General features: G+C 62.1%; 29 protein-coding genes. 19 read left to right on the forward strand and 10 right to left on the reverse strand.

Annotated elements, in window-relative coordinates; genetic code table 11:
- Complete coding sequence (locus NGM07_RS19855) at positions 1-1,140, forward strand: hypothetical protein (RefSeq protein WP_253514877.1); 1,140 nt, start codon at positions 1-3, stop codon at positions 1,138-1,140.
- Positions 1,141-5,775: a fibronectin type III domain-containing protein gene (locus NGM07_RS19860; RefSeq protein WP_253514878.1), complete on the forward strand. Its 4,635-nt coding sequence runs from the start codon at positions 1,141-1,143 to the stop codon at positions 5,773-5,775.
- Between the two features lie 21 nt (positions 5,776-5,796).
- Here NGM07_RS19860 and NGM07_RS19865 read toward each other — a convergent pair whose 3' ends face one another.
- The 5 genes from NGM07_RS19865 to NGM07_RS19885 form a co-directional block, all read right to left on the reverse strand.
- The gene (locus NGM07_RS19865) at positions 5,797-6,459 is read right to left on the reverse strand and encodes a hypothetical protein (protein WP_253514879.1); all 663 of its coding nucleotides are present in this window, start codon (positions 6,457-6,459) and stop codon (positions 5,797-5,799) included.
- Positions 6,460-6,702: 243 nt separating this feature from the next.
- A complete protein-coding gene (locus tag NGM07_RS19870) occupies positions 6,703-6,963 on the reverse strand; it encodes a DUF7522 family protein (RefSeq protein ID WP_497007266.1) in 261 nt (86 codons plus the stop codon).
- Between the two features lie 233 nt (positions 6,964-7,196).
- Complete coding sequence (locus NGM07_RS19875) at positions 7,197-7,484, reverse strand: hypothetical protein (RefSeq protein WP_253514882.1); 288 nt, start codon at positions 7,482-7,484, stop codon at positions 7,197-7,199.
- A 147-nt stretch (positions 7,485-7,631) separates the two neighbouring features.
- A complete protein-coding gene (locus NGM07_RS19880; RefSeq protein ID WP_253514884.1) occupies positions 7,632-7,868 on the reverse strand; it encodes a hypothetical protein in 237 nt (78 codons plus the stop codon).
- A 309-nt stretch (positions 7,869-8,177) separates the two neighbouring features.
- Positions 8,178-8,435 (reverse strand): hypothetical protein, encoded by a 258-nt coding sequence (locus NGM07_RS19885; protein ID WP_253514886.1) that lies wholly within the window; start codon positions 8,433-8,435, stop codon positions 8,178-8,180.
- 86 nt (positions 8,436-8,521) lie between these two features.
- Here NGM07_RS19885 and NGM07_RS19890 point away from each other — a divergent pair, with 86 nt between their 5' ends.
- Entirely contained in the window at positions 8,522-10,156 is a 1,635-nt protein-coding gene (locus NGM07_RS19890; RefSeq protein ID WP_253514893.1) for a transposase, read from the forward strand.
- A 180-nt stretch (positions 10,157-10,336) separates the two neighbouring features.
- Here NGM07_RS19890 and NGM07_RS19895 read toward each other — a convergent pair whose 3' ends face one another.
- On the reverse strand, positions 10,337-10,615 hold the full coding sequence (locus tag NGM07_RS19895) for a hypothetical protein (RefSeq protein WP_253514895.1): 279 nt from the start codon (positions 10,613-10,615) through the stop codon (positions 10,337-10,339).
- Positions 10,616-10,815: 200 nt separating this feature from the next.
- Between NGM07_RS19895 and NGM07_RS19900 the strand changes: the two genes are divergently transcribed.
- From NGM07_RS19900 to NGM07_RS19935, 8 genes are read left to right on the forward strand one after another with little or no spacing between them, the layout of a single operon-like run.
- Positions 10,816-11,169 (forward strand): hypothetical protein, encoded by a 354-nt coding sequence (locus NGM07_RS19900; protein WP_253514897.1) that lies wholly within the window; start codon positions 10,816-10,818, stop codon positions 11,167-11,169.
- The gene (locus tag NGM07_RS19905; RefSeq protein WP_253514898.1) at positions 11,169-11,477 is read left to right on the forward strand and encodes a hypothetical protein; all 309 of its coding nucleotides are present in this window, start codon (positions 11,169-11,171) and stop codon (positions 11,475-11,477) included. The genes NGM07_RS19900 and NGM07_RS19905 overlap by 1 nt, the downstream gene beginning before the upstream one ends.
- Complete coding sequence (locus NGM07_RS19910) at positions 11,477-11,617, forward strand: hypothetical protein (protein ID WP_253514899.1); 141 nt, start codon at positions 11,477-11,479, stop codon at positions 11,615-11,617. Before NGM07_RS19905 ends, NGM07_RS19910 begins: the two co-directional genes overlap by 1 nt.
- Positions 11,617-11,781 carry a hypothetical protein gene (locus tag NGM07_RS19915; protein ID WP_253514900.1) on the forward strand — a complete coding sequence of 55 codons (165 nt, stop codon included), beginning with the start codon at positions 11,617-11,619 and terminating at the stop codon, positions 11,779-11,781. Before NGM07_RS19910 ends, NGM07_RS19915 begins: the two co-directional genes overlap by 1 nt.
- Complete coding sequence (locus tag NGM07_RS19920; protein ID WP_253514901.1) at positions 11,768-12,001, forward strand: hypothetical protein; 234 nt, start codon at positions 11,768-11,770, stop codon at positions 11,999-12,001. Before NGM07_RS19915 ends, NGM07_RS19920 begins: the two co-directional genes overlap by 14 nt.
- Positions 11,983-12,237, forward strand: coding sequence for a hypothetical protein (locus NGM07_RS19925; protein ID WP_253514902.1), 255 nt, complete (start codon positions 11,983-11,985; stop codon positions 12,235-12,237). Before NGM07_RS19920 ends, NGM07_RS19925 begins: the two co-directional genes overlap by 19 nt.
- Positions 12,234-12,599 (forward strand): DUF7344 domain-containing protein, encoded by a 366-nt coding sequence (locus tag NGM07_RS19930; RefSeq protein ID WP_253514903.1) that lies wholly within the window; start codon positions 12,234-12,236, stop codon positions 12,597-12,599. Before NGM07_RS19925 ends, NGM07_RS19930 begins: the two co-directional genes overlap by 4 nt.
- A 20-nt stretch (positions 12,600-12,619) precedes the next feature.
- Positions 12,620-13,105, forward strand: coding sequence for a hypothetical protein (locus tag NGM07_RS19935; protein ID WP_253514904.1), 486 nt, complete (start codon positions 12,620-12,622; stop codon positions 13,103-13,105).
- 322 nt (positions 13,106-13,427) lie between these two features.
- Here the strand turns inward: NGM07_RS19935 and NGM07_RS19940 are convergent, their stop codons facing one another.
- Entirely contained in the window at positions 13,428-13,817 is a 390-nt protein-coding gene (locus NGM07_RS19940) for a hypothetical protein (protein ID WP_253514905.1), read from the reverse strand.
- An 87-nt stretch (positions 13,818-13,904) separates the two neighbouring features.
- A complete protein-coding gene (locus NGM07_RS19945) occupies positions 13,905-14,090 on the reverse strand; it encodes a ribbon-helix-helix domain-containing protein (RefSeq protein ID WP_253514906.1) in 186 nt (61 codons plus the stop codon).
- Between the two features lie 106 nt (positions 14,091-14,196).
- Between NGM07_RS19945 and NGM07_RS19950 the strand changes: the two genes are divergently transcribed.
- The 7 genes from NGM07_RS19950 (at position 14,197) to NGM07_RS19980 (ending at position 16,626) form a co-directional block, all read left to right on the forward strand.
- On the forward strand, positions 14,197-14,349 hold the full coding sequence (locus NGM07_RS19950; protein ID WP_382193875.1) for a CopG family ribbon-helix-helix protein: 153 nt from the start codon (positions 14,197-14,199) through the stop codon (positions 14,347-14,349).
- Positions 14,350-14,599: 250 nt separating this feature from the next.
- Complete coding sequence (locus NGM07_RS19955; RefSeq protein ID WP_253514908.1) at positions 14,600-14,824, forward strand: hypothetical protein; 225 nt, start codon at positions 14,600-14,602, stop codon at positions 14,822-14,824.
- A gap of 183 nt (positions 14,825-15,007) precedes the next feature.
- Positions 15,008-15,331, forward strand: coding sequence for a PadR family transcriptional regulator (locus NGM07_RS19960; protein ID WP_253520255.1), 324 nt, complete (start codon positions 15,008-15,010; stop codon positions 15,329-15,331).
- Complete coding sequence (locus NGM07_RS19965) at positions 15,328-15,657, forward strand: hypothetical protein (protein WP_253514909.1); 330 nt, start codon at positions 15,328-15,330, stop codon at positions 15,655-15,657. Before NGM07_RS19960 ends, NGM07_RS19965 begins: the two co-directional genes overlap by 4 nt.
- Positions 15,657-16,010 carry a hypothetical protein gene (locus tag NGM07_RS19970; RefSeq protein ID WP_253514910.1) on the forward strand — a complete coding sequence of 118 codons (354 nt, stop codon included), beginning with the start codon at positions 15,657-15,659 and terminating at the stop codon, positions 16,008-16,010. Before NGM07_RS19965 ends, NGM07_RS19970 begins: the two co-directional genes overlap by 1 nt.
- The gene (locus tag NGM07_RS19975) at positions 16,007-16,453 is read left to right on the forward strand and encodes a DUF3261 domain-containing protein (protein WP_253514911.1); all 447 of its coding nucleotides are present in this window, start codon (positions 16,007-16,009) and stop codon (positions 16,451-16,453) included. Before NGM07_RS19970 ends, NGM07_RS19975 begins: the two co-directional genes overlap by 4 nt.
- A complete protein-coding gene (locus NGM07_RS19980; RefSeq protein ID WP_253514912.1) occupies positions 16,450-16,626 on the forward strand; it encodes a hypothetical protein in 177 nt (58 codons plus the stop codon). The genes NGM07_RS19975 and NGM07_RS19980 overlap by 4 nt, the downstream gene beginning before the upstream one ends.
- Here the strand turns inward: NGM07_RS19980 and NGM07_RS19985 are convergent.
- Positions 16,587-17,870, reverse strand: a complete 1,284-nt coding sequence (locus NGM07_RS19985) for a tyrosine-type recombinase/integrase (protein WP_253514913.1) — start codon at positions 17,868-17,870, stop codon at positions 16,587-16,589. The genes NGM07_RS19980 and NGM07_RS19985 overlap by 40 nt on opposite strands.
- A gap of 185 nt (positions 17,871-18,055) precedes the next feature.
- Between NGM07_RS19985 and NGM07_RS19990 the strand changes: the two genes are divergently transcribed.
- Positions 18,056-18,679 carry a DUF5817 domain-containing protein gene (locus tag NGM07_RS19990; protein ID WP_253514914.1) on the forward strand — a complete coding sequence of 208 codons (624 nt, stop codon included), beginning with the start codon at positions 18,056-18,058 and terminating at the stop codon, positions 18,677-18,679.
- Between the two features lie 5 nt (positions 18,680-18,684).
- Here the strand turns inward: NGM07_RS19990 and NGM07_RS19995 are convergent, their stop codons facing one another.
- Positions 18,685-19,095 carry a hypothetical protein gene (locus NGM07_RS19995; protein ID WP_253514915.1) on the reverse strand — a complete coding sequence of 137 codons (411 nt, stop codon included), beginning with the start codon at positions 19,093-19,095 and terminating at the stop codon, positions 18,685-18,687.
- Between the last annotated feature and the right edge of the window lie 16 nt (positions 19,096-19,111).

Raw genomic sequence — 19,111 nt, forward strand, 5'->3', positions numbered from 1 at the left:
ATGACCGACCTGCTTTTGTACGCGCTCGCTCTCCCAAGGGCGGGCCAAACCCAGACCGAACAGCAGCAGCGCCAGAACCTGAGCAAACACGGCCTCCTCGACAACGACTCCGGCGTGGTCCAGCATGTGAGTTCTGAACCCGGAACGCGGGCGCTGTCCGGCGTCTACCGGGGGAAGTACGCGGAGAAGATGGCGTCGGAACTCGAAGAGCTCGCAACCGCAGCGGGCGACAGCTCACTCCCGCTTGCGGGACGTGGGACGTCGACGCCGATGGACGGCTACTACTCGGTCGAGGAAGCAGACGTCCGACCGGCAGATCCGAAGGCTCAGAACCTCTATCGGTATCGGTTGTCGCTCGCGAAGGACGGGACCCGAGCATCGCGACGGCGCGCGATCTCGACGACGGTGGTTCAGGTCGAGAACGACCTCGGGAACGACCAGACCGCGCTCGTCGGCGTGCCGACCGCAGCGGAGGACGTCCGATGGAGTGACTCGGAGTCCAAGCAGACCGAGGCGGTCGCGGTTGTCGAGACCCGGAGCGCAGAGCTCGGTGATGTAGACGTCGTCGACGCGAAAGCGAGTTCGTTCACGAACCCGACGCTCGTCTACGACGTTGACTACACCGCGGAGGCGGATGTCGACGTTCGGGTCTGGGATACCCAGGGTCACGGCTCGAAACTTGACGGAGACGGCTATCTGCAGTGGAAGAAGGTGTTCTCGACGAGTCACGATTTCTCCGGAAATCCGGTGTGCGATAACGGCCTCGTCCGCCTCACGTTCGACACCGCGGCGAACTCACTCGCGGTCGAGGAGTGGGACTCGTCGACGAGCACCTGGTCGGCGGTCGCGCTCGGCACGTCGAACTGGGAGCTCGCCGGTCTGGACGTCACGGAGATCGGGCTCGCGAGCATCGAGGCGCAGGTCCGATTCGAGGATCCGAGTCAGTCGCCGACCGCAGAGTACTATCTGAACATGAGTCTGAAGCGGGGTTGGGAGTGGCCGCTCTGGACGGTGCCGGAGAACGAGACGCCGCCGACGCCGTCGGGGCTCCAGGATCTCCTCGCGCCGGTCGCGTCCGGTTCGGATTATGATCCGCAGGAGGTTCAGACGCTGGTGGATCGATCGGAGGTGCGAAAGTAGATGGTCGTCATCGACAACTTCGAAGACGGGGACACCTCAGCATACACGCAACACTGGAACGACGAAAAATTCAACGCCAGCACGAGTCGTGTCTACAGCGGGACGTACTCCGGCCACGTAAACGCCGACACAGACGGCGGGGGCATCTACTATTCGTCCAGAGGACTTCCCAATTACCCGCCCAAAGGCTCCACCTTCTCGGGATACTTCAACCACGCCGGGCAATATAACCGCCTGGGGGTACTGTTCGGCGGCTCCTCTGTCAACGGCTGTTACGAGGTCCACGTCACCCCGCAGTATGACAACATCTACATCTTCGACCGCACAGGGAGTTCGGTCAACAGTCGCACCATGCTTGCTTCTGCAAACGCGACCATCCCGGATACGCATGGATGGTTCAAGATAGAAGTCGACTGGCAGGACACGATAACGGCCCGAGTCTACAACCAGTCCGGTGCGCTCGCTGGGGAAGTCTCCGTCACAGACAGCAGGTATTCGACCGGCGGGTTCGGGTTTTACTTCGAAGGAGGGTCCAGCAACGTCAATTTCTATACGGACTACTGGACGTATTCTGCGCCACCGGCCGCACCGTCGAACCTCGCCGCTTCCGCGACCGCGGACGACGTGTCGCTCTCGTGGGACGACAACAGCAACAACGAAGACGGGTTCCGGATAGAGCGTGCCCACGACGGGTCGGGATTCAGCGAAATCGCCACCGTCAACGCGGGGGTGACGACATACGATGATCCGAACGTCCTCGACGGCGAACTGTACACCTACAGAGTCAGGGCGTACAACGCCTCCGGCACCTCATCGTATTCGAACGAGGATTCGGCGACGACCAGTCTGTCCGCTCCGTCCGGGGCGTCCCAGACCGTCGACACCCCGACCGCTATCACGCTCAGCTTCACGGATAACACCGACAACGAAACCAGCTTCCGAGTCGAGAAGTCCGTCGATGGCGGTGCATGGACCCACGTTACGGACCTCTCGGCGAACACGACAAGCCAACAGTTCACCGTCTCGAAGAGCGCAGACACCTTCCAGTGGCGGATTCGTGCGGAAACCGAACACACCACCAGCGGATGGGCGACGACCGGGACGGCCGCGACGGACGGCTCCGGGCTGACCGCGACGGTCGCGAGCGGCACCAAAATCGACCTCGGGTGGGATGCGAAACCCGACGCCGACGAGTACCACCTCTACCGGGCGCAAGCATCCAGTTCGTCTCTCGCTGACTACACCCAGATAGCGACTATTGCGGCTGGAACCACAACACACTCGGATACCGGATTGGAGTCCGGCGAGGAGTACCACTACCGCCTCGCACCGGTCTACGGCACCACGGAAGACAACCCGTCGGTCAACGTCGCTGCGACCACCTCGCTCCCAGCGGCGTCGGGGGTCACGCTCGACACGTCGACCCAGAATGAGATCGGTGTCAGTTGGACGCGGAACGACAACTCCAGCGACGGCGTCTGGGAGATCTATCGGTCGACCGATGGCAGTCTGGGGACGCTCCAGACGACGATCTCGACGCTGAGCACCACCTCGTGGACGGACACTCCCGTCCCCGACGGTGAGAAATACTACTACACGATTCGGCGTGTCACCGACCATGCGTCGGCGGACTCCTCACAGGTATCGGCGACGACCATCCTCCCCGCGCCGGTCATCGACTCACTCACGGTTTCCGGGGACCAGTTCGAAGTCGCATTCCAGGACCGGAGTGACAACGAGGACGAGTTCCGCGTCTACCTCCGACCGACAGGGACGGCCTCGTGGACGTTCGACGGGACGGCCGCAGCAGACGCGACGTCCTACACGACTACGAGCCAGCGCGACGGTGAGGAGTACGAGCTGAAGGTCGCCGCCTATACCGAGGATGCTGAATCGGATTCGGGCGTGGTGACCGCGACGACCGACCTCCCCGACGCCCAGACGCCAAGCCTGGACAACGGGATCGAGGACGAGATCACCGCGACATGGCCGGACGTCATCGACTACGGGAACTATCGGTTGAGGTACCGTCAGACTGACGTGTCGACGTGGACGGACTGGGGGACCGTCGGTGAGGCGATGACGTCGGCGACGATTCGGGGGCTCCCGGACGGCGAAGAGTTTGAGGTCCAGCTTCGGACGGAAACTGAGCACACCCCCGGGACGTGGACGGCGAGTGCGACGGTTGTCACGGCATTCCCCACGCCGACGAATCCGGCCGCGACCATCACGGCAGCGCTCACGGCCGAGGTCACCTGGAGCGAACAGTCCGACAACGAGAACGGCTTCCGCATCTACCGAGCTCGAAAGTACGACTACGGCTGGGGGCCGTGGATGGAGGTCGGCGAGGTCGACCCGAACATCACGTCGTTCACCGACGACACGCTAAGTCCAGGGAACGACTACAGGTACAAGATCGAGGCGTTCACCGAGGACGCCACGAACGAGTCGGCGGCGACGAACACGGTTTCGACCGCGTCGAGCGGCGTCCCCCGTGAGCGAACGGGCTCGAAGGGCTATGAGGTGAAGGTCGAGCATCCCTCTGGGCAGGCGCTTCGGCCGCAACTCCTCGACGATCCACAGTTCACGCCGGCGCTCAACGACTACCCCCGCATCGAGATCCCCGTTCCCCGAGACGAGAAGTGGCAAGGCGAGGCGTTCGAGGAAGCTCCGCTGTCGGTCTGGAAGGACGGCAGGATTCTCCCGATCGACCAGCTCATCAACGTCCGGATGGAGCCCGGTCGAACCGTCTTGGAGGGGCGTGGCGGGAAGGAACTCGATGACCGCGTGCAAGCAGAGTTCGACAACCACGAAGCGCATCTGGCGGCGAAGGAGCTCGGCCAGAATAACACGAGCTACGCGATGCATGTCGACGACCCTTCGACGTCGACGCGGTCGGATACGGTGATTCAGGAGGCGTCGACGCAGTCGGAGTTTGAGAACTTCGTCACGATTCCGTCGGACCAGCCGGCCGAAATCGTCGACGGTGGCGTCCAGACGAAGCAAACCGCTTGGCACCTGGAGGCGTGGGGCGACTCGACGGAGTTCGATGGGACCGCGCACACAGACGTCGACTGGAACGTCACCAGCGACCTGTCAGATACGGCCGGCAACGCCATTGAACTCTCCAACGACGGGAATTACGTCGAAGCCCAGTTCACGCCGGCCTACGACATCCCTGCCGGACAGGCCAGCGGATGGGTCCGGTTCGGGAACCCAAACGGGATTAGCAACGGCCCGCCCCTCAAGGCGACCATCAACGGTGAGCAATTCGCTGGCACCTCCGAGGGGTTCAGCATCGGCGAGAACTGGACGAACCAGACCGGGACCATCTCATCGCCACTGAACGCCGGGGAGACATGCACGATTCGCGTCAAGATTGAAGACAGCACGCCGTCAAGCCAAGACTGGAGCGAATCGGCGTTCGTTGATATCTTCGGCGGGTTCGACGGCAGGTACAACTACTTCTTCGACAACGACGCCCTCCCCAACCATAGCCTGAACGGGCCGGAGAGTCATCCAGACGCCCTCCCGATCGAGTTCGAGACGACGACCACCGCGTTCAACGTGACGGGCGGCCGGGTCGAGGTGTCGATGGACGATACCTCGAACGGCCAGGCACTCGCGTTAAGTAACGACGAGGGAACGACCTGGGAGACGGCGAGCAACACATCGAGCTTCGAGACGAGCTTCCCGAACACGGGGACATCGCTGACCTTCCGGGTGACGCTCAGTCGGTACGGCACTCGGAATAGCCCGACGCCGATGGAGGGATTCAACACCCAGCGCATCGAGAGCTTCACCGTCTACGGCGACCTCGAGGATACGCCGATTTTGGACGGCCAGAAGTACGACGACTCGCTGAAGTCGGTGTTCAACCAAATCGCCAACTACGGCAACTTCATCTGGGAGCTTCAGCGCGACCAGAACGGGTGGTCGGTCGAGTGGACCGAACCTGGACTGAGGACTGCCGACAGCGACACCGCGCTCGTCGATTACTCGGTGCAGAAGAACGTCGAGTCGAAGTACCTCAAAGCCGTCATCAAGGGCGCGGCTCGCCCTGTCCGCGGGGATGACTTTACGTCGAGTTATGATAATTGGTTGCCGCTGAACCATTCGAACTTGGTGCCGACCACGGAGATCGTCCGGGACTTCTCCACTGGGGGGACGTTCACCTACGGGACGGACTACGAGCTCGACCGCATCAACGGCCGTATCAAGGTACTGAGTACTGGGAGCATGTCCGACTCGACGGACTACGAGATTGACTACCAGTACAAGGTGGAAGGGTCGTATACGGCGGAGACTGCGGGGAGTGACCCGCCGGAAGTTATCCGGACGATCCCAGAGTTGGCGACGGAGCGGGCGTGCCAGCATGCGGCGCTCTATCTAATTCAGCGAGTTCAGGAGCCGCTCTGGAGTGCGACGGTCACCATCCCGAAGGATGATGCAGGCCTGAGTCTCGTCGACGACCTCTCCCTCGACGGACTGCCTACCCAAGGGGAGCGGATGGTCGTGCGAGAAGTTGAGCAGTCGCCCGAGCAGGTCGTGCTACGGCTTGGTTCGCGGCAGTCGGTCGGCGAGGTCATCAACGATATCCAGTCACGGATTTCGTCGGTGAGCAAGCGGGTGTAGCCCCCGAGGACAACCCCTGCCTCAGGCTTTTGTGATGGATTCGACCGAGGCGTCGTGGGAGACGAGTGTCTCGTACTTCGAAAGTGCCGGCGTGCCGAGACGCTCTTCCAGGGTATCGTACGCACCGACGGTGTACGTCTCAATCCTCGTTGGTGTATCTCCATTCCCCCACTCCCACTCGCCTTTGACCGTCACTCGGACCGCAAAGTCGTTGTCGTTGTTCAGGTCGACACCGTAAATTGTTCCCGGCACGGCTGTGCTCTGAACGACCCAGAAGGAGACTTCGACCTGGCTCTCCGGGTCAGGAGTCGTCGTCGGAGTGGGAGTTGGTTCCTCAGTAGTCGTTTCCGTGGTAGTTGGTTCCGGCGTTGTGGCCGTCTTCTCCGTAGTCGTCTCGGTCGTCGTCGTTGTGGCTTCGGTGGTCGTCTCAGTAGTCGATGTCTCGGTCGTCGAGGTTTCGGTGGTCGTCTCGGTGGACGTCGGCGTGGTCGCGGTCGGTTCTGCTGTCGTCGCTGTCTCCGTCTGTGCAGAGGCGGCTTGCAGGCCACTCTCGCCCGCGATCGTCGTTTGGGGTTGCGATGCAGATTTGGACTGCTGAAAGTACTGGTTACCGACTACGATGCCGCTGCCGCCGAGGGTGCCGGCGGCGAGAGCGGCGATGACGTTCCGTCGATTCTCGTCCATGTTTCATTTCAGAATCCCGTAATTATAATGCTTCCCCCACTATCGAAGGTTGAGAAAAACCGCGTACGAGTTCGTCGCCCCTCCACGTCGCCCTTTCTCTGAGGACTGCTTCACCGACGGGATACGGCGTCACGACGAGAGCGCGCTCCCGTAGGACTTGTGAAGTAGTAGCCCCCACGGAGTAGCGCTCTCAGCGCTCCCTACGCGGCCACGAACACTATTTCTTTCGCTAGCTTGGGCCGGTTAGTTGTTGATTCGGTGGATGCATTCAGCGAGGAAGGAGTTGAGCTGGCGGGCAACTTCGGGCTCGAGGGTGACGACGATGCCGCGTTCCTGCGTCTGAGGGAAGTGCATCACCATCGCATCGTCGAACGACCGGACGATGCCGTTGAGGCCACCGAAGGGGAAGCTCCGCTGTTCGCGTCCAAGTGATTCTTGGCGGAGTCGATCGACCATTCCGTACGTTGAACCGGTTTCTTGACGAACGTCTTCGTCTGAATTCATCGCTGGCCACCCGTGTTCAGCAACCGCTCTAAATCCCTCTCCAACTGTTCCACCGTATAGCCATCTTGATGGAGGTACCGTGCCCTCGCGTCTTCTACCGACTGCCCTCGTTCGTACCGCGGGTCATAGGGGGTGGTCTTACAGACTTTCGCGCGTTCAGTTCCGTCACTCGTCATCGGTCACACCCCGATAAGCCCCCGCAGGTAGTGAACGAACGAACCGCGAAAAAGCAACTACTCGTCGGCTGTCAGGTCGATGTCGATGTCCGGATCGTCGTAGTCTTCGAGTTCGGGAGCGTGCCGACCGTCGGTTGGTCGGCGTTCGATCAGGCTGCTGAAGTCCTTCCGAACGAGCGCGGTTTGGACTTCCCGGTCTTGAGGCTCTCGTAGTGCTTCGAAGGCCTCTTCTCGGGATTCTGCCTGCACTGTCACCGTCTCGTGAGTGACCTGTTCGACGCTGATCTCGAAGATTTTCTCTTCGCTGTCCGTCTCGTCGCTGCTGTCGGTTTGGCTTGTTGCCATAGTTTCTAATCGTTGTCAAGCAACCTAGTTTTTTCGATAGTTCATTCAGTTTGGAGTGGGTTGGTCGTGGTGGGTCTGTCGTCAGGGAAGATTTATCAATCATTCCGTGCGTTGAACCGGTTTTTTGACGAACGTCGTCGTCCGAATTCATTGTCCATCCTCCGGCTTCAGCGAATAGTCCATCGAGACGAACGCCTCCAGGCACTCCACGGAACAGAACCTCCGGCTTGTGGTGTTCGGATGCTTCCCGCCAGAGTCGGTCACTTCGATGTGGTCGTCATCGTCCGACGCCGGCTTCCACAGGACCATTATCTCTTCATCCCACGGCTGGTAGGCGGAGTTGTGCGGGCGCATTTCGGCACCGCATTTGAAGCACTCTTTCACGCCGACCCACCTCCATCTTTGTGAGGTGGGGTTGCTGGCGCATCGAAATCCAGTTCGGGACTGGCGGGTTCTTCGAAACGCTCGATTGATGTGCTGCCTTTCTCCGCTACTGCCGGCTCCAAGTTCAGCTCGTCAGGATAGTCAAATCGAAGGGGGAAGCCACCCACCTCATTAGCCATCATCGCAAGCGCTTCGCTCATCCCGCTCCCCTTGCGACGATCACTTCGTCGTTCACAGTCCGATACACTACGGCGGTTTTGGGGCCGTCCTTGTGTACAGACAGTTCCGCTATTCCATTATGGTTTTTAATCATCGGTCAGACACCTCGCTAAGCCGGTCCTCTGCCATTTCCAGCGCAACGAGCGCCTTCAGCACGTCACCCTTCGCTGTCTGTATTTCCTGTTCGGTACACGGCATATCGTGAATCCACGAAGCCGCTGACTCAGACTCGTGCTGTGCGACGGACCACAGATCCTCGATGGACGGCGGCCCCTCACCTTCGAATGCCTCTAATTCTGATCTGATCTGACTTTTCCAGTCACCGTATCGCTCGGATTCTTGTGTCATGCTATCACCTCACCAGTCGCTGAAGTCGTGGAATTCGGGACATTGGACGGGGAAGATTTATCAATCGTTCTCGGACTTTTACGTGTATGACCGGCGACACCCGCGCGGCGGCCGAGCCCGCTCTTGGCGAGCAGGCCATCGCGCAGGCTGTCGCTGACGAACCCGGCCCCCTCACGACGGACCGTGAGGACGGACTCGATGGCGGTGGACGTGAGCACCCGCAGTCCGTCGCTCAGGCCCACATCTACCGGATTCTCACCGGACGCTCGTTCTTCGAACTGGAGCGCCACTTCGACCGCTACCCGACGATTCGGGAGTCGCTCGGCCTCGAAGACAACCTCGACCACTCCTCGTTCTCCTACTCGATGCGCGAGCAGTTCGAGGACATGGACGTCTTCTTCGAGAGCTACGCCGACTACATCCGCGACCGAATCGAAGCCGGGCTCCCGAACAGCCTCACCGAGCCGTACCTCGACACTCCCGACCCCGAGGACGACTCCGAGCCGTTGCCGGAGATCCCCGAAGCTGCGAAGGACGAGAAGATTCGTCACGTCCGGGCGATCATGCTCGAAGAGACCGACTTCGACCGCGCCAGTAACGCTACCTACGAGGCCGGAAGCATTCTCACGCCGTTCCTCGAAGCCGCGCAGGAAGGCGACGCGCCGGCCAACGTCATCAGCGACAACAAGCACGACTTCGCCATCAAGACGGCGTTCAACGCCGTCAAACAGCGCGACGCCGACGGATGGCACGAGGAGTTCAAGCGCGTCAACGGCCGCGTCCTCCGTGCCGCGACCGGCTCGGGGATGCTCCAGGGCGACCTGGACGCCTACATCGACATCACGGTCATCCCGTACTGGCCGCAGACCGACAACCCGGCCGAGGGCCACCGGCAGGGCGAACCCAAGAAGGGAACGACCTACGGCTTCCACTTCGCCACACTCGTCGCGCACGACCAGGAGCACGACAAGGACGTCGCGGTCGCGGTCGAACCCTACACGCAGGACATCGGCCCCTATGACCTCGTTGAGCGGCTCCTCGATGAAGCCAAGGAGTACGTCTCCATCGATAGCCTGCGACTGGATTCGGGCTTCGAATCGGCGCGCATCCTGAAGCTTTGCCGGGAGCGAGACATCATGCCGACGGTCCGGCTGAAGCGCCGGGGAGACGAACTCAAGGGCGCGCTCGCGGCGATGGACGGCCGCTTCGACGACTACGAGAACTATCCCGTCACGTCCTCCGAGCACAACCTCTCCGAGAAGGTCCGCGTCGTCTCGGAGCCCGACTGGAACAACGCCAAGAAGGACGACTTCGAGACCGTCATCAGCACCAGCCAGCAGACGTTCGGGGACTACGGCGACGGTGACGAACCGGACGTCCTTGACGTCGATGAGGTGCCGAAGATCCTCTGGCAGGCCCGTCGGCCGTACGGGACGTTCAACACCGAGGACAGCCCCGAGGAGATCATCCGCCGGCACAAACTCCGGTGGCGTGTTGAGAACTCCTACGCGGAGAAGAAGACGAAGCTGATGGCGCGCACCGGGTCGCGCGACCACGGCGTCCGCGTCTTCCTCTTCTGGCTCAGCACGCTCCTCTACAACGGCTGGATGCTCACCCGGAAGTTCCTCCGAGAGGACTTCCCGAACCACCGTCCACAGGACCGGGGCGCGGTGGAACTCACCACGTTCGTGAAGAAGATCCTCCGGTTGGACTACGGGTAGCGCCTGAAGTTCCTCTCCGAGCTCGCAACTCGTGAGAGACATCACCGGCTGACGCGGGCGTTTCTGCTCTTCTTTTCGACACTTTCGCCGCTCTCCGACCACCGAGCGATGTGACCGGGACGGGATCGACCGGGATTCGCGGTGGATCGGTGCGAATCCGCGTCCTCTCCCGTTCGAACTTCAACGTACGTCATCGCGTCCTCCGTCCTCTCGCGGATCTTCGACGAGTTCGTACACTCCTGTCCCAAGAAGGTTCCCGATATGCTCGTGCTCGGCGAGGCGCTTCAGCCGCCGATTGATGTACTGGCGGGATACGTCGGCGAGCCCTCGTTCGTCGAGCTGCTTTCGCGCGAGGGTAGGAGTGAGCCGCCCCTCGACGAGTAGATCGAGGAGCGCCCGGTCGAGGTCGTTGAGTTGGTCCGGCGAGAGAGTCACTGCCGGAGAGTTGCTTTTCGACATTTACAACAGTAACGATTCGCGCCATCAACAAGTAACTTACGACAGAACTTACCATCGAAACGTTGCATGAGTAGTTTACAATAGCAACCTTTATGGTGTTGGCAAATAGACTATAGAGTAAGAAGCGCGGGACACCGGCCAGAAGTTGGCCGGGGCGTGCGACAACACGCCCGACCGTGCTTCACCCACGGTGAAGCAACATGAACGACGACATGGACGAAAAAGAAAGCATCGACACCCCGCTCGAAATCTTCCTCGACGGCTACACGTACATCGGGGAAGACGGCGAGGGATACCACCACCACGCGGACCGAAGCACCTCGCGCATCATCGTCTGCGACGACGAGGGCGAGCGCGTCGGCGAGCGCGGCTGGCACGTCCGTCTCACCGGCGAGGTCGACCACGTCGAGCACGGCCTGAAGTACGCCGCCGACCTTGAACGCTGGGCCAACTACGTCGACACCAAGCGCGGTTGGGAAGACCGCGCGCTCAAAACCCACCCTGGCCTCCTCGGCCAGATGGACAACGCCTTTCAGACCGGAGGGCAGGCCTGATGTCGACCACTGACAGCGCGAGCGGCACCCCGCCGCTCACCGAGCGCGACGTCCGCGCCGCCGGCGAGCTCCTACTCGTCGTCGAGCATGCGCCCGATCTCTACCACGTCTACTCGGAGGACGGAACGGAGTACACCGTCGACGCCCGCGGCGGCGTCTGCGACTGCGACGACTACCACTACCGAGCGCCCGACGACGGGTGTAAACACCTGCGGAGAGTGCGGTTCGCGACCGGGCAGCGAGAACTCCCCGACGGAGTCCGGCTCGACCCGTTGCTCGTCCAGGCGGCCGAGGAGGTCGAGAACTGATGACGTGTGACTGCGACAGCGAGACGGACGTCTCCCAGACGGTCTACCGCGACCCGCGGACTGGTCGCGACCACGTCCAGTACATCTGCGAGGAGTGCGGTGACGTCGTCAAGAATCCGGCCAACGGGAGGATGGTCTGATGGCGGGCGAGTGCCGACAGCACGGTTGCACGAACCCCCGTCGGGAGGATGGCCGGGATGCGTTCGCCAACCAGTTCTGCAGCCCACAGTGCGAGGTCACGTACGACAAACGCCGGATGGACGCCCGCGAGGCCGCCCTGGAGGCCGGTGATGATGATGAGTGACATCGTCGAGGCGCGCCGCGCGTTCATCCAGGAACTCACGAAACGACCGCTCGTCGAGGACGTCGACTTCAGTCGAGACGGCTATCGGACCGTTGTCCTCACCCTCGGTGAACCCGGCACGGAACTCACCGAGTGCCCCTGCTGTGGTGCGGTCGGACTCCCCGAGCGGATCGAGGATCATGACTGCCAGGAGTTCCGCGAGTGGAGGGCCGACCAGTGAACGCCCAGACGGCCAGTGAGTTACGGCGGCTCGCCCGCGGTCGCTCCTACGCCGCGTTCAAGAGCGCCGCGCTGGCGTGCGGCATGCAGGAGGCGGAGGCCGAACTCGTCTGGCACCACGACGGCCAGCCCTCGAGGGGAGAGCCCGTGCTCGCTGTTCGTGAGTCGGGCGCGGAACTCCGTGGGGAGGGAGCGGCGTGGCTGACGTCGACTGCGGTCGCGAGGGTCGAACGATGAGCGTTCTCGACCACTTCCGCAGGACCGACGAGCCCCACGCGATTCCGGGCGACGACGTCTGGGACGCCCTCCGGAACGAGCGTCGCCGCAGAATCATCCAGTACGCCGCCCAAATGGACTCAGGGGAGGCGGTTTCGCTGGGCGTGCTCGCCGACGACCTCTCCGCAGCCGAGTACGGCCCGGAGTATACGTCGGGTGAGCGGAAGGCAGTCTATGTGGCGCTCTATCAGCGGCATCTCGACAACCTCGACCAGGTCGACGTCGTCGACTACGACCCCGACCGGGGCGTGGTTCGGCGCGGATCTCGCGCGGGTGAACTCGCGGGTGCACTGCGGGCGGTCGCGGAGGCGATTCACGGATGAGCCGTCGGCCGCACCACTGGATGGAGATGACAACACACTTTGAGTTATTGACGCGGGAGTCAGGCGACCAGTACGGGGTTGCAACAGGCGAGATCTCCTGCGACCGCTGCCACGCCGTGTCCCTTCACGTGGAGCACATCGATCACGAGGTCTGGTGCCCAAATAGCGAGCACTACGACGAGCGACCGCCCGCACGGACGCCGATGGGGTGGATCGTGCCCGAGCGCCCCGAGCGTTCCGGCCACGACCCCCGGATCGAGACGTGCATGGTCGCCGCGCGGACGCGAACGCTCAACCCGATGGACTACGCCGACTGCTCCGCGGCCAGTGTCGAGGAGTCCCTGGATTTCTTCGGACAATTCCTCCGCCGAGCCGACGAGTATCACCTCCGGCGCCACCAGCACGACTACAACGACTTGGACTGGCGGCTCGACGAGCTGCGGCCGGAGGAAGTGAACGCGCCCGAACACCGACTGTCGCAGGGACGCGTAGAAGCCGGCGACTGAACTGGCGTGGGGGTCTGTTCTCCCAGGGTTAACCAACACACAGTGGTCGATGCGCCAGATGTTGGTTAAAACTAATGTCGTGGATGCCGCTCGGGCGGAGTCGAAAGGGGTTGCCGGCAGGTTCGTTCAGGTTCTACGCAGGAATAGGTTGATCGAGGCTTCGTTAGAGTTCGCTAGTTTCGCTGGACTCTGCGAGCTGCATATCTACAATCGTCACTCCGGGAACGGTCCGTTGAGCACCTTGGACGGTCTCGTACGTGTAGGGGCCTTGAACAACCGCCCAGAGTTCGACAGTATCTCCTTCTAAGAAACGGTCACCCTCTCAGCCGCCGAAGATATCGCTGTAGCTGTTGCCGTCCGGCACGAACAACCGGAAGAGGAACTGGCCGTCTTGCTCTATGACTTGGTTGATGCCCGCCTGTTCGTAGTAGATGTAGTCTCCGACGTGGTTCTCGATATCCCGGAACAGATCTTCGTAGGAGATTACTTTGGCGTTTGATTTCACCTCTGAGACATCGTAGTCACTGACGGTGGCGGTCGTAGTTTCGATCGTTGTTGGGTCTGCGGTCGTGGTTTCGACAGTAGTCTCGGGTACCGTACTCGTCTGTGGATTCGTTGTCGAGCCGCTCGTGTTTTCGTCGCTGCTACCTGTGCAGCCTGCGAGCGGGAGAGCCGTTGCGGCTGTAAGACTGATGTACTTACGTCTATTCATACGTAAGCGAACACATATTTGGTTTAAAAACTTACTGATTGAGTGATATACAGTGATCCGCTAGGTACTCGTTCTTGACGTCGGTGATTAGTTAGCTGTCGGAACCGTCGCCTTCTTTGGATTTCCCTCCATGTCATGGCCCTCTTGTTCGAGACGCTGTCTGACTGCCTCCCGAATCCACGCTGCACGACTGTCCCCGTAGCCTAGCTGCCCGTCGATTTTTTCGACCATGTCTCCAGGCATCGGTACCGTGACGTCCTTTCGGTTCTCCATACCTGCCCCAATCCACCGTGGTTATTTAATAACTGGCCACGTGGTAACGTGGTTAATAACCACAACAACTATATCAGGTTAGTGGGAACGTGGTAACGTGGCAACAATGAGGCGTATCAGTGTCGGGGTGTCCATGCCCCAAGAACTCATCGACAAAATCGACGCCCACCGCGACGCCTCCAGCGAAAGCCGGTCGGAGTACATTCGCGACGCGGTCAAACAGCGGATGGCAGAGGAGGATGCGGAAAACGGAGCGTGACGCCTGAGACGATAGGATAGGCTACTGAGTAATCGAATTGCCCGGCGTGTCACCAGCACGACCGGGCACAACACCGAGAATGCATGTTCACTTTCACCCGCAGTCGGTATAGTTACCCGGCGGCTAACCGCCAGTATTGGCGGCTTATACCGTCCATAAGCGCTGCTTTCTCCCCCGGACTGAGCGCGTTCACTTTCATTCCGGGGGAGAAAGACGTTTTTTGTAGAGTATGCCGTCAGACATGGATAACATGTCTCAAACAAAGACGGTCACCATCAGTCGAACAGGCCCCGGCCGCTACCGGTACGTCTGCCCGAACGGGCACTCGGACTGGGATCGCACCAACAACCACATCTGGTGCCGCGGCTGCAGGCGACAAGCCGAGAACGGCGTCGACGTCAACGCCGAACACTGGGAGATCCACGACAAGAAAACCGGCCGCACCATCCCCTGGAGCGCAATCCAGATCGAATAGTACCGCCTCGACTGCGACTCACCACGCCCAGACGCCGACCAGTCTGCCAGGACACTCGGCGCCCGGGCGCAGGTCGCGGTCCCGTACTACCCAGCTGAAAGCAGACTAGACGGAACCATGATAGACTCAGACGCAGACGCGCTTAAAGACGACGCCACCGCATCGACCACCGACCAGACCCCGATCGACGACTACACGCGCTTCCAGATCGACCTGCTCACGGTTATCGCCGGCTACGAAACCGGCCAGTATCAGAACAACCGCCACAGTGGAGAGTGCCCGCACGGCCTCGCCATCAAGGACGAGCTCGACGACCGCTACCAGGACACCGAGATTCATCACGGCCGGCTCTACCCGAACCTCGATACGCTGGTCAACCGCGGGCTCGTCGAGAAGGCCGAGCACGACCGCCGCACCAACCAGTACCAGCTGACCAACGCCGGCTGGAAGTTCCTCCAGCAGCGCGCCGAGTGGATGGTCGCGTGCCTTGACGGCGGTGACCGATGATGACGGACACCGACGAGGGCGGGTTCGTGAAGCACCAGAAGGGCTACTACGGGGCAGCCGCGCTAAACGCGCCAGCGTTCACCATCTACCAGAGCGGGAGCGGCCGGTTCAACGCGGCCGCCTGCGAAGAGTTCCTCGACGACGTCGACGCGATCACGTACTACACGAACACGGCGACGGGCGAACTCGGCATCGGCTTCGGTGGCAGCGACGACGCCTACAAGCTCACCCACCAGTCGAGCGGCGGCGCGGAGTGCTCGATGCGCTCCGTCCTCAACACCTACGGCGTCCGCGTCGACGACCTCGTCCAGGAGGTGGACGCCTGATGCCGACGGTCACCGTCGAAAGCTACGGCGACCTCCTCGCCGACCGGGAGCTCGACCTCGTCGCTGCGGACACCCTCGCCAGCGTCCTCCCGACGAGCGACGGGCAGGTCGCGTTCTGGCTTCCCGGCTGGCTCGCCGAAGAGAAGGTCCTCGAACACGCGGGCAAGAGCGACCACGTCTTCGTCGCCGAGCGAGTCGTCGAGCGCGAGACCGAGAACGCCATCTACGCCCGCCAAGGAAGGGCCGGCGACTGGATTCCGAAGAGCGTCGCCCGCATCTACCACGCCCCCGATGGCGCGGAGATCGTCTCCGCGCAGGCGAGTCTTGCGGACTCGACGGAGGGATCTGCGTGACGCGATGCGAGCGCTGCGGCACCGACGCCCAGGAGACCAAGCGCATCATCTGCAACGGCCGAGTCTGGGGCGTCTTCTGTTTCGGCTGCCACGACGTGCTAGCCGACATCCTGCTCGCGGAGTGGCCGGTCGCCCCCGGAGCAGTCCTCTATGAAGATCGCCCCGACACGCCCGATTTCCAGCGACGACTCCACCACGTTGTTGCCCGCCGCATCGACCCCGATACCGGCGAGCAGTACGTCGTGATCGAGGATGGGACCCACACTACTCGGATGCACTACCATATCGAGGACGTGTTCGGGGACTTCGCTCCCGCTGGCTGGCAGTGGGCAACCTCGGAAAAGCCGACGTACCACCTCACTCGCGAGTGCGGCGTGTACGACGAGACCGATCCGATGATGGACGTCATCGAGAACGCGCGAGCGAACGGTGATTCGACATGAGCAAAGCACCGAGTATCTCCCCCACTGACGACCCCCAAGACACCGACGAGAACTGGATCGAAGAGCACCGCGAAGAAATCGAACGAGAGGCAAACAGCGACGCTCCCGACGCCTGGGTGTTCGAGCGCCTCCTTCAGTCCGTCGAGGACTCCGAGGACGGTGATTCCTCGTGAGCGCCGAGCGCGCTCGGGTCCGCGTCGAGGCGCCGGAGGACGAACGCCCGGAACTCTCGGCGAGACATGTCTTCGATGCTCGCCATCCCCTCCGCGAGGTCGCTGACCGCGTCGCCCTTGAGCTCGCGTGTCTCGGGACTCGCAGCTTCCCCACAGCGTGGACAGTAGCCATGGTGCGGGGCGAGGAGCTCTCGGCAGTTCCCGCACGGGCGTCGTTCCTGCTCGAGCGCGTTGGCGTCGTCCGTCTCGACGATGCCGGCCTTCGCGAAGATGGAGTCGTTGTGCTGCTCGCCGGAGATGTGCTCGTAGACCTCCCACATGTCGGTGTCAATCTTCCAGTGGACGCGATGCTCGATCTCCGACCGGCTGTAGCCCTCCCGACTCATGCGAGTGATCGCGGAGTGCCGGAAGTTGTGGGGGTTCGTCGGCTTCTCGACGCCGGCCTCTCGGGAGACCTTCGAGAGCATGTACTGGATGGTGCGCGGTGTGATGGCGCCGTCGTCTTCCTCGTCGTAGTTGCCGGGGAGAGCGTGGAAGAACGCGACGTCGTCGCGGTCCGAGCGCGGATGGGTTTGCTGGAGGTAGGTGCGGAGGATGGCCTTCGAATCGATGATGGGGTACGGCATGATCTCCGCGCCCTTCAGCCCCCGCGCGTTCGGGTTCGGCGTGTAGGTCGCCTGCTCACCATCGAGGTTGACGTCGCCGACTCGGAGCGACCCGATGAGCGAGAGTCGGGCGCCGGTGTCGGCGAAGAACTCGATCATCGCGATGTTCCGGAGGTACTCGGCGGCGGAGGTGAGGGCGTTGATGTCGCTCGCGAGGAGCATGTCCTCGGGTTGGACGTTGTTCTTCGAGGCGACGATGAGGTCGTAGTCTTCGGCCCAGTCGGCGCCGTCGACGTCGACGGTGGTGAGGAACTTGCGGACGGCGAACTGGACCGTGCGGACGGTGTGGTCGCTGAGTCCAGGGTCGGGGCCGCGGCCGTACTCGGGGCTGTGGCGGAGGTCGTAGACGTGGTCGTCGAAGTCCAGTTCGGTGAGGGAGACGAGCGACTGATCGATGCGTTCGCTCGTCATCCGGATGTTTTTCAGGTACTCCGAGAGCGTCGAGTCCTTGACGCGGCCGTCGAGTTTGCGGACGAATCGCTTGACGTAGGGCTGGTCGTCGGGGTGATGGTGGCCGAGTTTGTCGAGTTCGCGTTGGAGTTGCTGTTGGAAGCCGTGAAAGTCATCCAGATCGCCCATACCCCCACCTCGAAGGGTGGTGTTATGAAACCCGGTTTCGGAAAAATAGGCTTTTTGCCTTGCGCGATTACGCAAAAGACCACTCATCTCGAGGGCTGGCGCGCCCAAAACCACCTACCTCGACTCGCCAGTGAATTCTTCTCGCCGAGTGCATCAAAGTCTTCCGGCCACCGGGGGTGTCCGGCATGACCCACCAGGTCGTCGGCTGCTCAACCTGCAGTGGACACTGGATCGCCGAGGACCTCCACGGCCAGGAGACTACGGAGTGTCCGCTCTGCTTCACCCAGCACCAGACGGACCACCTCAACGTCCTGTTCTCCCACGACGACTTCGACGTCGCCGCCGAAATCCGCTCGAAGATCCTCGCCGAGAAGGCCGGCCATCGCGACCGGTACGAAGCCGAGGACGACTACGGCGAGCTCGCCGACCGCGTCGACGAACTCCACCGGCGCCGCGAAGACGTCCTCGAAGCCGAGGCCGAGCAGTGCTTCGAACAGTTCGACACCGCGTTCGCGGATGAAGTTGAGGCGTCCCTCGACGCCCACCGGGCGCGCGGCGAGTTCCTCGAAGCAGAGGCATGGGCTGTCTTCGAAGACTGGCACGCCGCCATCGCGACCGAGGAAGAAGCGCTGGGAGCGTTTGCACACTTCACTAACGCGTTCGGCGAAGAGCGAGAAGCGTACGAAGAGCGTCGCTCGCCCCGCTGGACGGACGAAGAGCTTCCCGAGATAGGCGAGGGCGGTGACCTCGTCCCGACCCAGCAGGTGCCGGCAGCTCAGCCGGTATTCTCTCGCTTGATGAATCGATAGCTGGTTTATCCAAGTCGTCGGTGCGCGCTATCGGAGACGCTATCGTCGAGGGACTCCAGGAGACCGCGAAATCGCATGGTCTCGACGTGCTCCACGACCTCCTGGTCGAGGCGAGCGTGGACATCGAGGACGCGGACATCGTATCGCTCGCCGTCCAGACCGCCAAAGGGTCCACGAACGCCGAGGGCCGACTCCGGCGTGCGCTCTGGCATGCGAGCGCTGGCCGACGGACGACCGCCGATGCGTTCGTCGTTCCCCAGCTCCTCTCGGTCGTCGAGGCGACGCCAACGGTCCCCGTCCACGTCGACGATGAGTTCTTCGACCTCCGCCGCGAGCAGCGCGAAGACGTCGCTCGCTACCTCGCCGCGCTCGCCGTCGGGTGCGAAGTCCGGCTCATCGCGACCGGCCGCGTCCACTGGGAGCTCTGGCAGG

Source organism: Halorussus vallis (genome assembly GCF_024138165.1).
Taxonomy (GTDB): Archaea; Halobacteriota; Halobacteria; order Halobacteriales; family Haladaptataceae; genus Halorussus; species Halorussus vallis.

Bases quoted from the DNA above. Each gene is read 5' to 3' on its own strand.
- NGM07_RS19895 (WP_253514895.1), bottom strand. From the start codon at position 10,615: ATGTCGAAAAGCAACTCTCCGGCAGTGACTCTCTCGCCGGACCAACTC.
- NGM07_RS19965 (WP_253514909.1), top strand. From the start codon at position 15,328: ATGATGACGGACACCGACGAGGGCGGGTTCGTGAAGCACCAGAAGGGC.
- NGM07_RS19935 (WP_253514904.1), top strand. From the start codon at position 12,620: ATGGAGATGACAACACACTTTGAGTTATTGACGCGGGAGTCAGGCGAC.
- NGM07_RS19945 (WP_253514906.1), bottom strand. From the start codon at position 14,090: ATGGAGAACCGAAAGGACGTCACGGTACCGATGCCTGGAGACATGGTC.
- NGM07_RS19940 (WP_253514905.1), bottom strand. From the start codon at position 13,817: ATGAATAGACGTAAGTACATCAGTCTTACAGCCGCAACGGCTCTCCCG.
- NGM07_RS19890 (WP_253514893.1), top strand. From the start codon at position 8,522: ATGACCGGCGACACCCGCGCGGCGGCCGAGCCCGCTCTTGGCGAGCAG.
- NGM07_RS19905 (WP_253514898.1), top strand. From the start codon at position 11,169: ATGTCGACCACTGACAGCGCGAGCGGCACCCCGCCGCTCACCGAGCGC.
- NGM07_RS19855 (WP_253514877.1), top strand. From the start codon at position 1: ATGACCGACCTGCTTTTGTACGCGCTCGCTCTCCCAAGGGCGGGCCAA.
- NGM07_RS19990 (WP_253514914.1), top strand. From the start codon at position 18,056: ATGACCCACCAGGTCGTCGGCTGCTCAACCTGCAGTGGACACTGGATC.
- NGM07_RS19865 (WP_253514879.1), bottom strand. From the start codon at position 6,459: ATGGACGAGAATCGACGGAACGTCATCGCCGCTCTCGCCGCCGGCACC.
- NGM07_RS19915 (WP_253514900.1), top strand. From the start codon at position 11,617: ATGGCGGGCGAGTGCCGACAGCACGGTTGCACGAACCCCCGTCGGGAG.
- NGM07_RS19870 (WP_497007266.1), bottom strand. From the start codon at position 6,963: ATGAATTCAGACGAAGACGTTCGTCAAGAAACCGGTTCAACGTACGGA.
- NGM07_RS19930 (WP_253514903.1), top strand. From the start codon at position 12,234: ATGAGCGTTCTCGACCACTTCCGCAGGACCGACGAGCCCCACGCGATT.
- NGM07_RS19900 (WP_253514897.1), top strand. From the start codon at position 10,816: ATGAACGACGACATGGACGAAAAAGAAAGCATCGACACCCCGCTCGAA.
- NGM07_RS19875 (WP_253514882.1), bottom strand. From the start codon at position 7,484: ATGGCAACAAGCCAAACCGACAGCAGCGACGAGACGGACAGCGAAGAG.
- NGM07_RS19955 (WP_253514908.1), top strand. From the start codon at position 14,600: ATGTCTCAAACAAAGACGGTCACCATCAGTCGAACAGGCCCCGGCCGC.
- NGM07_RS19980 (WP_253514912.1), top strand. From the start codon at position 16,450: ATGAGCAAAGCACCGAGTATCTCCCCCACTGACGACCCCCAAGACACC.
- NGM07_RS19920 (WP_253514901.1), top strand. From the start codon at position 11,768: ATGATGATGAGTGACATCGTCGAGGCGCGCCGCGCGTTCATCCAGGAA.
- NGM07_RS19910 (WP_253514899.1), top strand. From the start codon at position 11,477: ATGACGTGTGACTGCGACAGCGAGACGGACGTCTCCCAGACGGTCTAC.
- NGM07_RS19950 (WP_382193875.1), top strand. From the start codon at position 14,197: ATGAGGCGTATCAGTGTCGGGGTGTCCATGCCCCAAGAACTCATCGAC.
- NGM07_RS19970 (WP_253514910.1), top strand. From the start codon at position 15,657: ATGCCGACGGTCACCGTCGAAAGCTACGGCGACCTCCTCGCCGACCGG.
- NGM07_RS19885 (WP_253514886.1), bottom strand. From the start codon at position 8,435: ATGACACAAGAATCCGAGCGATACGGTGACTGGAAAAGTCAGATCAGA.
- NGM07_RS19985 (WP_253514913.1), bottom strand. From the start codon at position 17,870: ATGGGCGATCTGGATGACTTTCACGGCTTCCAACAGCAACTCCAACGC.
- NGM07_RS19860 (WP_253514878.1), top strand. From the start codon at position 1,141: ATGGTCGTCATCGACAACTTCGAAGACGGGGACACCTCAGCATACACG.